The sequence below is a fragment of the Burkholderia stagnalis genome, assembly GCF_902830275.1.
GTDB lineage: Bacteria > Pseudomonadota > Gammaproteobacteria > Burkholderiales > Burkholderiaceae > Burkholderia > Burkholderia stagnalis.
This window is the reverse complement of sequence record NZ_CADESW010000005.1, coordinates 106,058-117,945: the sequence shown is the minus strand read 5'-3', so window position 1 is coordinate 117,945 and position 11,888 is coordinate 106,058. Positions and strand designations below refer to the sequence as shown.

Sequence of the window (11,888 nt, the reverse complement as noted above, 5' to 3'; positions counted from 1 at the left end):
CCCAGCAGACGTATCCGGCACACCATGTCTTGCCTTGCGCACGCGCTTCGTCGGGCGTCCAGTCGTGTACGCCGACGACGTCGACCAGTGCGAGCGCGACGCCGTTCGGATCTTCCTGCCCGTCCTGTCACAAATAGACTGTGTTCTGCACCAGCACGAGATCGACTAACGGAAGCGACGGCGGCGCCCACGATCGAATCTCCACCTGCTTCCTTCCCGCCAGGATGTCGTCAACGGCGGGCGCGACAATCGACAAGGCCAATCGCGGCATGCCAGCTCACTCCGTCACTCAATATCAATCCGGCCCGCATTGTTGCCGATTCGCACGCTTCTGTCGAACGGCCGCGACGTATCGCCTAAACTACAGAACCATCGGGCCCAGCCCTCCCCGCGCGGCTCGTCCGCCGGCCTCCCGCCATGGCGCACCTCTTCTTCGCGGCTTCGATCCAGCGACATATCGCAACGCCCGAGCGCGAGATCGCCGCGCGCACGCTCGGCGAAGCACTTGAAACCGTCTTCACCGAGCAGCCCCCGCTGCGCAGCTACATCCTCGACGATCAGGGCGCGCTGCGAAAGCATCTCGCCGTGTTCGTCGACGGCCGGCCGGTGCGCGATCGCCAGCATCTCACCGACGCGCTCGGCGACGAAAGCCGGGTGTATGTCGTGCAGGCGCTGTCGGGCGGATAGCAGGGGTACGTTTTCGAGCATGGCACGGAGACACTCGACATGGATGATCGATTGCTGGTCGCGACGCGAAAGGGTCTGTTCGTTCTGCAGACCGACGGCAACGGCGGCTGGACGCTCGGCGAACCGCATTTCGCGGGCGAGCCGGTCAGCATGGTGCTGCCCGATCCGCGCGACGGAACGCTGTATGCCGCGCTCAATCTCGGCCACTTCGGCGTGAAGCTGCATCGTCGGCGTGCGGGGAAGACCGAATGGGAAGCATGTGCGGTGCCTGTCTACCCGCCGCAGCCGCCCGACGAAGCGCCCCCGGGCGATAGCGCAAACGCGAACGCAGGTGCGAGTACGGCCGACCCCACCCCGCCAGCGCCACCATGGTCGCTGCAGCAAATCTGGTCGCTCGAAACCGGCGGCCCGGACGAGCCGGGCGCGTTGTGGGCCGGCACGATTCCGGGCGGGCTGTTCCGCTCCGACGACGGCGGCGACACATGGACGCTCAACCGTGCACTGTGGGATCGCCCGGAACGCCGCGAATGGTTCGGCGGCGGCTACGACGCGCCGGGCATCCATTCGGTGATGGTCGACCCGCGCGACAGCCGGCACGTGTCGATCGGCGTGTCATGCGGCGGCGTCTGGCAAACCGACGACGGCGGCGCGACGTGGCGCGTGACTGCCGACGGCATGGAGGCCGACTACATGCCGCCCGAGCGGCGCGGCGACGCCAACGTGCAGGATCCGCACCGTGTCGTGCAATGCGCGGCCAACCCCGACGTGCTGTGGACCCAGCATCACTGCGCGATCTTCCGCTCGACCGACGGCGCGGCGCACTGGCAGCGGATCGAAGCGCAGCCGTCGAGCTTCGGTTTCGCGGTGGCCGTGCACCCGCGCGACGCGGACACCGCATGGTTCGTGCCCGCCGTGAAGGACGAATGCCGGATTCCGGTGAACGGCCGGTTCGTCGTCACGCGCACACGCGACGGCGGCCGCACGTTCGAGCGCTTCTCGAACGGCTTGCCCGCCGCGCCGGCCTATGACCTCGTGTATCGCCACGGGCTCGCGGTCGACGGCACGGGCACGCGCCTTGCAATGGGATCGACCACGGGCGGGCTCTGGACGTCCGGCGACGGCGGCGAAAGCTGGCGCCTCGTTTCCGCGCATTTGCCGCCTGTCTATTGCGTGCGGTTCGGGTAGGCATCGCCGCCGGGAAACGGGGCCTCAGCGGCAATGCAACAAATTGTATTCGTCGTCGGGGGTGCGACGACGGTCGTTTATCATCGTTCGGTCATGTCGATCGAATGCCCGGTGAACGAAGTATGAGGAATGCCCGCAAGACACTGATGATTGCCGGGGGGCTTCTGGTTGTTGCGACAGGCACGTCGTACCTGATGCTCCTCAAGGCCGACCACCGTGCAATGGAAGAAGGCACGGCCGGTATCGCCGATCCTGCCCGAACGTTGTCCGCAGACGTGCGACCGGGCAACGATCACGCGACGCAAGGCAGCATCCGGCCCGCGCCGGTTCCTGCTGCACCCGCCGCACCCGCCGCACCCGCGAAGCAGGCCGACGCAGCGTCGCAACATCCGCCCGCGCCTGTCGTCACGGCGCAGCAACCGGCGCCCGCATCAACCCCGGCGGCCCCGCGCGTCAGCGTGCAGCTGAAACCGCCGCCGAAAGCGCAGCCGCAACCAGCGGCCCAGCCGAGCGCGCCACCGTCCGTCACCGTCGTCACGATCGATGCTCAGGACTCGCCAGCGTCTAAAACAGCCCCGACGCCACGCGCGCCGCGCCGACGCGATGGCCTGGAACGTCACGCAACGCCGAATCCGGGCACGACGCCCGAGACGGCCGCCCTCGTGCGCGAGTCGGCCAAGCTCGATCCGTCGTTGCCGATGCCCAACCTTCCGGTTCGCTCGAGTACCGATCAGCACGGTTCGTCCGCAGGGTCGAACGCAGTCGCCGCCGCGATGACCGAGCAGCTCGTCAGGCAGTCGAGCAGCATCGGCGCTTCATCGCCTGCGCCCAAGGACGGCTCGGCCTCGGCCAAGTGATCGCGGCGTCGAACGCACCAGGCCGAACAGCCCGTCGCGCCGGGCCGGAACATGCCGGCTGTGCTGGACGCAGGCGTCGGACCAGAACTGCGCGGCCCGCTCGAAGTCCTTCCGGTTGAACAGCGTATCCAGCGCTTCGAGCACCCATGCGGTGTTCCGCTCTTCCAGTGTTGCAGTCACCACATCCTCACCGATGAATGTCGACGTCGCGCGTTACGCGACGGGAATCGGGTTGTCGACGATGAACTGGTTGAACTGCTCGACGAATGCGTGCTCGTCGGGGCCCGCGTTGTCGCGCAGCGATCGGGCCGCGTCGACCACGACCTCGGTCGTGGCCGTTTCCAGCCGCGCCATCGTTTCGGCGATGAACGCATCGAGCGGCATCGCGCGCGGGTCGCCGCTCTTGTGCACGAGGTCCGTGTCGACCCACGGCGGTGCGATCTCGAGCACGCGCACGCTCGTATTGCGCAGCGCGAAGCGCTGCGACAGCGTATACGAGTGAATCGCGGCCTTGGTGGCCGAGTACAGCGCGGTGGCCGCGAGCGGCACGTATGCGAGCACCGAGCTGTTGTTGATGAGCGTCGCGTCGGGCTGCCGCTTCAGGTGCTCGACGAACGCGGCGCTCACGCGCACCGGGCCGAGCAGGTTCGTGTTGACGAGACCGACGGCCTGTTCGTCGTCGAGCGCCCCGCCCGCGTCGTCGAACGGCATGATGCCGGCGTTGTTGATCACGACGTTCAGCGCCGGATAACGCTCGATCAGCTGCGCGGCGACCGTGTGAATCTGCGCCGCATCGCCGACGTCGAGCTCGACGGTATCGATGCCGGGGTGCTGCTTCGCGATCTCGTCGAGCAGCGCCTTGCGCCGCCCCGCGATGATGACCTTGTTGCCGCGCTCGCTGAAGGCTTCCGCCAGTGCGCGGCCGATGCCCGACGTGCCGCCGGTGATGAACACGGTGTTTCCGCTGAGTTTCATGTCATGGACGCCTGATAAGAATCGACCGAATGCCGGATCGGCAGGGATGGCTTATCGCGCCGCCGCGTAGCGCGACGCGGGAACATCGCTCGACAGATGCGGCGACATCGTGCGCCGCGCCGCCTCGTATGCGTCCCACTCCTCACCGGCATGCAGCGACGGAATCGTCACCAGCTCGCGACGGTCGAAGCCCGTCAGCGCCGCATCGACCAGGTCAGCGGCCGACATCACGATCTCCTTCGGCAAGTGCTCGACCGGCAGGCCGGCGGTCTGCCAGAACTCTGTTGCCGTGGCGCCGGGCAGCACGGCCTGCACCTGCACGCCCTTGTCGGCCAGCTCGTGATGCAGCGACTGGCTGAACGCGAGCACGAACGCCTTGCTGCCGCCGTAGACGCCGTTGAGCGTCTCCGGCGAGATCGCGACGATCGACGAGATGTTGATGACGGCCCCGTTGCCGCGCGCGACGAAGCCCGGCACGGCCGCGTACGTGAGGCGGGTGAGCGCGGTGACGTTCAGGTCGATCAGCCGCGTCATCGCGTCGACGTCGCTGTCGAGCAGCGGCGTATGCGTGCCCACGCCCGCGTTGTTGACCAGCAGCGTGATGCTCGCGTCCTGCTTCAGCTTTGCTTCGACGGCGGCGAGCGCCGCGCGGTCGTTCAGGTCCGCATCGACGATTTCGACGCTCCGGTGCGTGTCGTTCGTGATGCGTTCGGCAAGGGCGGCCAGCCGGTCGCGGTTGCGCGCGACCAGGATCAGGTCGTAGCCGCGGCGCGCGAGCCGGTCGGCGTAGAGGGCGCCGATACCCGACGATGCGCCGGTAATCAGGGCCGTACCTCGGTGTGCTTGAGACATGACGTCACTCCTGTTCGAAGGTCATCGGTGAATGCGTGAGTGCATTCTGGCCTCGAACCGGAAAGACATAAATGACGTATATGGGTATGATTCAGGACATCGCGCGACGGTTTTGGGTTGTGCACGAATCGACGGGAGAACGGACATGCACAGGATCGGCTTCCTGATCAGCGACGGGTTCCAGATCATGGCGCTCGCGTCGCAATCGGTGTTCGAGTACGCGAACATCACGGCGGGCGAAGCGTTCTATACGCTCGACAATTTCTCGGTCGCGGGCGGCGACGTGCGCTCGTCGCTCGGCGTCGCGGTGAGCACGCGGCCGCTGCGCGGCCGGCTCGACGTGGATACGTGGATCGTCGCGGGGGTCAACGATCCGCTCACGTCGCCCGCGCCGGACGGCGTGCTCGCGTTCCTGCGCAAGACAGGCACGCGCGCGCGGCGCATCGCGGGCATCTGCACCGGCGGGTTCGTGCTCGCGGAAGCGGGCCTGCTGGCGCGGCGGCGTGCGACCACGCACTGGGCATACGGGCGCGAGATGCAGAAGCGCTTTCCGGACATCCGCGTCGAGGACGACCGGATCTACATCGTCGACGGGCCGATCTGGACTTCCGCCGGCATGACGGCCGGCCTCGACCTCGCGCTCGCGATGGTGGAAAAGGATCTGGGCGCCGAAACGGCCCGCTCGGTCGCGCACAAGCTGGTCATGCACCAGCGCCGCGCGGGCGGCCAGTCGCAGCATTCCGAAATGCTGGATCTCGCGCCGAAATCGGACCGCATCCAGAATGCGCTGAACTATGCGCGCCAGAACCTGGGCCGCGCGCTGACGGTCGAGGAACTGGCCGAGGCCGTTCACCTGAGCCCCCGCCAGTTCAGCCGCGTGTTCACGCTCGAAACAGGGCAGTCGCCGGCCAAGGCCATCGAGCGGCTTCGGCTCGAGGCGGCGCGGCTGATGATCGAGCAGAGCCGGCATCCGCTCGACGTGATTGCGCGAGAAACCGGCTTTCGCGACCGCCGTCACATGCGCGAAGCGTTCGTGCGCGGGTTCGGCGTTCCGCCGCAGGCGCTCCGGCGCGACGTGCGCATGGAGGCGCAGGGCAGCGCCTAGGCCGGCATGCGCCGGCCCGAGGCGGTTAGAACTTGTGCCGCAGCCCCAGCGCGACGACAACCTGGTTGCTGTTCGCGGACGGCGTCAGCGTCCAGACCGTCGCGTTGAACGCCGGATTGCCGTTGCCGCCGCTCACGCTTTGGTAAACGCCTTCGAGATACGCGTCGGTGCGCTTCGAAAACGCATAGTCGACTTGCGCGACCACCTGGTTCCACTTCGGACGCGTTTCGCCCGTGCGCGTCTCGAAGCGGCCCATGGTGTACGTATACGCGGCCGCCAGGCTCAGCGCGTGCGTGACGAAGTAGCGTCCGTCGACGGAGAAGTTGTCGAATACCAGCGATTCGCCCTTGAGCGGCGCGATGCTGCCGCCCTGCAGCACGCCGGTCACGCCGTCCGTCGCCGAATGCGACCACCCGAGGCCGACCGAGTGCGGGCCGAACGCATATCGCCCGGCCAGCGACCAGATCTGCTGGCTGCCGCCGGTGATCGTCGCCGAGCCGTCCACCGTGCTCAGCGCGCCGTTCGGGTTCGCGAGGTTACGGTTCCGGTTGATCTTCAGGTAGCCCGCGCCGAGCTTGAACGGGCCGTTCGCATACGACATGCCCGCGCTCCACGCCGCGTTGTTGCTGAACTGGCCGGCCGTGTTCGAGAAGCCGTACATCGCGCCGAACGTGAAGCCCCGATACGTCGGGCTCGTGTACTTCACCGCGTTGTTGATGCGGATGTTGCGGTTCGAATCGTCGTTGTCGTACGGATGAACAGCCAGGTTGCCGCCCCAGCCGGGGCCCGACGCGCCCAGCGGCGTCACGAAATCGAGGATCAGGTCGTACTGGCGGCCGAACGTGAGCGACCCGGCCGTCTTCGAGCTGAGCCCGACCCATGCCTGCCGGCCGAACATGTCGACGCCCTTCTGCGACAGCGCGCCGGTGGTGCCCGAAAAGCCGTTCTCGAGCGCGAAGATCGCCGACAGCCCGCCGCCGAGATTCTCGCTGCCGCGCAGCCCCCAGCGCGACGCATTCAGCGCACCGCTCGTCATCGACCAGTTGCTGCTGCCCGGCGAACCTGCGCCATGGGTGCGCTGGTTGTTCGCGTAGGTGATCGACGTGTCGATCAGGCCGTACAGCGTCACGCTGCTTTGCGCGTGCGCGGCCCCCGCGCCGAAGCCGGCGAGGCACGCGGCCACCATGGTTCCGGCGATGCCGGACACCCGCCGGCTGCCGGACGCTGCTCCGTTCGTGATGGAGCGGGCCGCTTTGCGCGTTTTGTTCGGTCTGTAGCAGTGCATATATTATTTTTTCAGGTTGCTTTGGCGAGAATGCCGACGGGCCACCGCTCCGCGGTGGCTCAGCCGGCCGATGGGGGGCCATTATTGGAGATGGCGCAACCGTCGATTAACGCGCTGCACAGGAAAGGTCTTCTGCAAAATCTGGCTGAATCGCGCGATGCGCCGGAGCGGCATGGGTTTGCGCGCGATATCCGGTTCGCCGTTTCGTGTGTTTGTTTGACGGCGGTCAGACTGTGTGTCGACGGATGGCAAACATCGCGCACATCATCGACGCAGACGAGGCTGAAAGGCCGGAGGGCGGATCGAGTCCGCGTGGTTACGCAGGCATAGCCGCGCGTTCGAGGAGAAGGCCGTGCGCGTGGCATGCCGCAAGCGGCATGCGTACGGCTCGACTCGGCAGAAGTGTTACGGGGCGCTTGCGTTCATCCACATCATCGCCCGCATGCGCGCGTCATTCGACACGCGCGTTGCCGTCATGCGCGGCCTTACTGCCATTCACCGGGATGACAGATCACCCAACCCGGCTGGTAGCTATCCATGTCCGTATGACCCCAGCACCAGCCGTGCCGGCGAATGATCTTCATCAACTGTTCGCGTTGTGCGCAGGCGCTCCCCGGAGCATATTGCCCGTCAGGCAACCGTCTCGGCGCCGGGCCGTTCCGGCATTTGTCATTGACCACTTCTTCCTGATGCATCAGTGTCTGGACGGCGGGTGGAATGGTGCGGGCCAGCGTGGCCTTGTATTCGATGCAGGCTGGCGCCTCAGGATCGTTGGACTTGCGGGAACATTTGGACTGGAGTTTGTCGATGTTTCTCGATACTTCCGGCGGGTACGTCTCGGCGTGCGCTGTAGCAATACATCCAGCCAGCAACAGGCAGGCAGCGGCAAGTGATCTGATCAAAGTCATTTCGCGTAGGACACGATGCGTTCGGTAGCTCAGGAACTGGCGAATTATGGCATGTGCGCGTTTCAGCGACCCGGCCGGCAATGGCGTTGAATCGAACTTCGCATCGTGTGAACGATTCCCGGTGAGGCCATAAGCTACCGCGCCGCTCGTCGATCGACTGCGTGGGAGTTTGGAAACTCATAGTCTGCAACTCGAATACGTGAGCCAAGCTGGATGCTCACCCTAGCTCGTGTTGGCTACGTTCCAGGCAATCTCGCTATGTGTTTGTGGGATCTATTGCTTGATATGTGCGACTGCTTCAGAAGCGCACGTGCTGTAAAGATCCGGCCTCGACGCTGACGATTGCCCGACGACGTTCTGTCAAAATATCCGCCTAATCCTTCTGATCGAGCGCGGAATGGAACTCAGACAACTACGCTATTTTCTCAGTGTCGTGGAACACGGGAGCATGGGCAAGGCAGCGCTGGAACTCGGCGTGGTGACCTCGGCATTGAGTCAGCAGATCAGCCGTCTCGAAGGCGAACTGTCCACGCGTCTGCTGCAACGCACCTCGGCGGGCGTCGTTCCGACCGACGCAGGTTTGGCGTTCTGGCGTCAGGCGCAACTCGCGCTGCGTCATATCGATGATGCCGCGCTTGCGGCACGCTCAGCCCGTCTGTCGGGCCATGTCAGTGTCGGCATGGCGCCGAGCACGGCGAGCGTGCTGGGTGTCCCATTCATGCAGGCCATGCGCTCGCGCTATCCCGATGTACGGTTGCACATGGTCGAAAGTCTCTCCGGCTATCTTGCGTCCATGTTGAGCGCGCGTCAGATCGATCTCGCCGTGCTGTTCCGTGAGGAGTCCGCGCAACGCTGGAGCGTGCTGCCGCTGCTGGACGAGCGGCTGTTCCTGATCGGCGCGGGCAATCTCGATGGCATGCCGACGAGCGCATCCGTCCGGCTGAAAAATCTCGGCAGGCTTCCGCTGATTCTCCCCAGCGGCTCGCACGGGCTGCGTTCGCTGCTGTTATCCGCGTTCAGGCGCGCCGAGTACGAGCCGAACATCGTCGCCGAAGTCGACGGCCTCGCGCTCCTGATGGACTTCGTCCGCACCGGCATCGGCGCGACGATACAGCCGGGCGCGGCGCTCGCAAGGCCCGAGAACGTGATACTGACGAGCGTGCCCGTCGCCGAAAAATACGCCACGCGGCCCAACATGCTCGCCAGCATCTCCGATGACGAACTGTCTCCCGCCGGCCTCGCTGCGCGCGTGGTGCTCGCCGATGTCGCCCGTCAACTGGTGCAGGAAGGCCGCTGGCCCGGTGCGCGGCTGCGGGAACCTCAGCCTTCACAAAAAGTGAAGACCCGTTGACGGCTGGCTGGTAGCGACGCGGGCACGACGCCTTTACGATTTGTCCAAAAGGAGGCAAGTCTGATGGTCGATGTGCTCGTAATCGGAGGAGGCAATGCCGCGCTGTGTGCCGCATTGACGGCGCGCGAAGCGGGCGCGTCGGTCCTGCTTCTCGAATCCGCGCCGCGCGAATGGCGCGGCGGCAACTCGCAACACACGCGCAATCTGCGCTGCATGCACGATGCGCCGCAAGACGTTCTCGTCGATGCCTATCCGGAAGAGGAATTCTGGCAGGACCTGTTGAAAGTCACCGGCGGCATCACGAACGAGCATCTCGCGCGGCTGACGATCCGCGCGTCGTCGTCGTGCCGGCCGTGGATGCAGAAGCACGGTGTGCGCTTCCAGCCGCCGCTGTCCGGTGCGCTGCACGTGGCACGCACCAACGCGTTCTTCATGGGGGGCGGCAAGGCGCTCGTCAACGCGTATTACCGCAGCGCCGAAGCGCTCGGCGTCGAGATCCGCTATGAAACACCCGTTGATTCGCTTGAACTCAACGGCAGTCTCTTCATCGCGGCGCGCAGCGGCAGCCGGCGCTTCGAGGCGCGCGCCTGCGTGCTGGCGGCAGGCGGCTTCGAATCAAATCGCGAATGGCTGCGCGAAGCGTGGGGGCAAAACGAGCGCGGAGAATGGCCCGCCGACAACTTCCTGATTCGCGGCACGCGCTTCAACAAGGGCGTGCTCATCAAGCATATGACCGACGCTGGTGCGGACATGATTGGCGACCCGTCTCAGTCGCATTGCGTCGCCATCGATGCGCGCGCGCCGCTGTATGACGGCGGCATCTGCACACGCATCGACTGCGTGTCGCTGGGCGTCGTGGTGAATCGTGACGCCGAGCGCTTCTACGACGAAGGCGAGGATTTCTGGCCGAAGCGCTATGCAATCTGGGGACGGCTCGTTGCGCATCAGCCGGGGCAGATCGGCTATTCGATCATCGACTCGAAAGCAATCGGCCGCTTCATGCCGCCGGTGTTTCCGGGCGAAAAGGCCGACACGCTGCCGGAACTCGCGCGCAAGCTCGGGCTGCCGGAAGCGCGCTTCATGGAAACGCTCACGCGCTATAACGATTCATGCCGCGACGGCGCCTTCGACCACACCGCGCTCGACGACTGCCACACCGAAGGCCTCGAGCCGCCCAAGACGCACTGGGCGCGACGCATCGAGACGCCGCCGTTCTACGGTTATGCGTTGCGGCCAGGCATCACGTTCACGTATCTCGGACTGAAAACCAATGACCGCGCGCAGGTTCACTTCGCCGGCAAAGCCAGTGAGAACCTGTTCGTAGCCGGCGAAATGATGGCCGGCAACGTGCTCGGCAAGGGCTATACCGCGGGCGTCGGCATGTCGATCGGCACGGCCTTCGGGCGCATTGCCGGGACGCAGGCCGCGCGCGCCGCACTCAAGACAACGGAGGCAACCAGTGCAGCAGTCTGACCCGCTCGCGCCCGAACGCACGCGCACGGCGTTATCGGTCGATACGAAAGAGACTTCACACGGCAGCATGGCGCGCGTGATCCCCATTGTGCAGATGAGCGCCGGCGAAACCGAAGTGGCACGGCAGATGCAGATCTGCAACGCCTGCCGCTATTGCGAAGGCTTCTGCGCCGTGTTCCCGGCCATGACGCGCCGCCTGGAATTCGGCAAGGCGGACGTCAACTATCTGGCGAATCTCTGCCACAACTGCGGCGCGTGCTATCACGCGTGCCAATACGCGCCGCCGCACGAATTCGGCGTGAACGTGCCGAAAGCGATGGCCGAAGTCCGGCTCGAAACCTACACCGAATACGCATTTCCCGCGTCGTTCGGCGCGCTGTACAAGCGAAACGGCCTGACTATGTCGGTTGCATTGGCGGCCGGAATCGCGCTGTTTCTGCTGCTCGGTACGGCATTGCACGGCGGCTTGTCGGGCGAAGTCGCGCCAGCGAACTTCTACGCGATCTTCCCGCACCGCCTGCTCGCGGCGATGTTTGGCATCGTTTTCCTGTTCGCCATTCTCGCGCTCGGTCTGGGCGTCACGCGCTTCTGGCGCGACGTGTCGGCAGGAACGGCAAGCGCTTCCGCGCCAGCCGTCGCGGAAGCGGCCAAGAACGCGCTGACGCTCAAGTACCTGGACGGAGGCCACGGCGACGGCTGCAACGAAGAGAACGATGCCTTCACGCTGGCGCGGCGTCGTTTCCATCACCTGACGTTCTACGGCTTCATGCTGTGCTTTGCGGCAACCGCAGTCGCGACGCTCTATCACTATGCATTCGGTCTGGAAGCGCCGTATCCGTTTCTGAGCGTGCCGGTGCTGATGGGAACCGCGGGCGGCATCGGACTGATTGCGGGGCCGGCGGGACTGCTGTGGCTGAACCTGAAACGCGTTCCGGAGCGGGGCGATGCCCGTCAGCGTCCGATGGACCGCGGCTTCATCGCACTCCTGCTTCTCGCGAGCGCATCCGGTCTCGCGCTGCTCGCGCTCCGCACGACCTCGGCGATGCCGTCGCTGCTCGCGATTCATCTCGGCATCGTAATGGCGCTGTTCGCCACGCTGCCTTACGGCAAGTTCGCGCACGGCATCTTCCGCTCGGCGGCATTGCTCAAATCGTCGATAGAGAAGCGGCAACGCAACACGCTGAGCCTCGGTTCCGATTAGCCCGTTACC

Annotated in this window: 12 protein-coding genes; 7 read left to right on the top strand and 5 right to left on the bottom strand. The window is 65.6% G+C overall.

What is annotated here, in order from left to right:
- Window positions 1–127: 127 nt before the first annotated feature.
- On the bottom strand, window positions 128–271 hold the full coding sequence (locus tag HWY45_RS36790) for an ASCH domain-containing protein (RefSeq protein WP_230946931.1): 144 nt from the start codon (window positions 269–271) through the stop codon (window positions 128–130).
- Between the two features lie 146 nt (window positions 272–417).
- Here HWY45_RS36790 and HWY45_RS11545 point away from each other — a divergent pair, with 146 nt between their 5' ends.
- The 3 genes from HWY45_RS11545 to HWY45_RS11535 all read left to right on the top strand — a co-directional run bounded on the left by HWY45_RS11545 (window position 418) and on the right by HWY45_RS11535 (window position 2,729).
- Window positions 418–687 (top strand): MoaD/ThiS family protein, encoded by a 270-nt coding sequence (locus tag HWY45_RS11545; RefSeq protein WP_059557956.1) that lies wholly within the window; start codon window positions 418–420, stop codon window positions 685–687.
- 39 nt (window positions 688–726) lie between these two features.
- Window positions 727–1,872 carry a WD40/YVTN/BNR-like repeat-containing protein gene (locus tag HWY45_RS11540; protein ID WP_059557959.1) on the top strand — a complete coding sequence of 382 codons (1,146 nt, stop codon included), beginning with the start codon at window positions 727–729 and terminating at the stop codon, window positions 1,870–1,872.
- A gap of 122 nt (window positions 1,873–1,994) precedes the next feature.
- Complete coding sequence (locus tag HWY45_RS11535) at window positions 1,995–2,729, top strand: hypothetical protein (protein ID WP_081069742.1); 735 nt, start codon at window positions 1,995–1,997, stop codon at window positions 2,727–2,729.
- Between the two features lie 213 nt (window positions 2,730–2,942).
- Here the strand turns inward: HWY45_RS11535 and HWY45_RS11530 are convergent, their stop codons facing one another.
- Window positions 2,943–3,704, bottom strand: coding sequence for an SDR family oxidoreductase (locus HWY45_RS11530; protein WP_059881356.1), 762 nt, complete (start codon window positions 3,702–3,704; stop codon window positions 2,943–2,945).
- A gap of 51 nt (window positions 3,705–3,755) precedes the next feature.
- Window positions 3,756–4,556, bottom strand: coding sequence for an SDR family NAD(P)-dependent oxidoreductase (locus tag HWY45_RS11525; protein WP_059881354.1), 801 nt, complete (start codon window positions 4,554–4,556; stop codon window positions 3,756–3,758).
- 145 nt (window positions 4,557–4,701) lie between these two features.
- On the opposite strand from HWY45_RS11525, the gene HWY45_RS11520 reads away from it, so the two are divergent.
- A complete protein-coding gene (locus tag HWY45_RS11520) occupies window positions 4,702–5,661 on the top strand; it encodes a GlxA family transcriptional regulator (RefSeq protein WP_059881353.1) in 960 nt (319 codons plus the stop codon).
- Window positions 5,662–5,686: 25 nt separating this feature from the next.
- Here the strand turns inward: HWY45_RS11520 and HWY45_RS11515 are convergent, their stop codons facing one another.
- Entirely contained in the window at window positions 5,687–6,847 is a 1,161-nt protein-coding gene (locus HWY45_RS11515) for a porin (protein ID WP_060350695.1), read from the bottom strand.
- 584 nt (window positions 6,848–7,431) lie between these two features.
- Entirely contained in the window at window positions 7,432–7,854 is a 423-nt protein-coding gene (locus HWY45_RS11510) for a hypothetical protein (protein ID WP_081069740.1), read from the bottom strand.
- A 397-nt stretch (window positions 7,855–8,251) separates the two neighbouring features.
- On the opposite strand from HWY45_RS11510, the gene HWY45_RS11505 reads away from it, so the two are divergent.
- The 3 genes from HWY45_RS11505 (at window position 8,252) to tcuB (ending at window position 11,879) form a co-directional block, all read left to right on the top strand.
- The gene (locus HWY45_RS11505) at window positions 8,252–9,205 is read left to right on the top strand and encodes a LysR family transcriptional regulator (RefSeq protein ID WP_059881349.1); all 954 of its coding nucleotides are present in this window, start codon (window positions 8,252–8,254) and stop codon (window positions 9,203–9,205) included.
- 63 nt (window positions 9,206–9,268) lie between these two features.
- Window positions 9,269–10,678 (top strand): FAD-dependent tricarballylate dehydrogenase TcuA, encoded by a 1,410-nt coding sequence (gene tcuA, locus HWY45_RS11500; RefSeq protein ID WP_059881347.1) that lies wholly within the window; start codon window positions 9,269–9,271, stop codon window positions 10,676–10,678.
- Window positions 10,665–11,879, top strand: coding sequence for a tricarballylate utilization 4Fe-4S protein TcuB (tcuB, locus tag HWY45_RS11495; protein WP_059881345.1), 1,215 nt, complete (start codon window positions 10,665–10,667; stop codon window positions 11,877–11,879). The genes tcuA and tcuB overlap by 14 nt, the downstream gene beginning before the upstream one ends.
- Window positions 11,880–11,888: the final 9 nt, after the last annotated feature.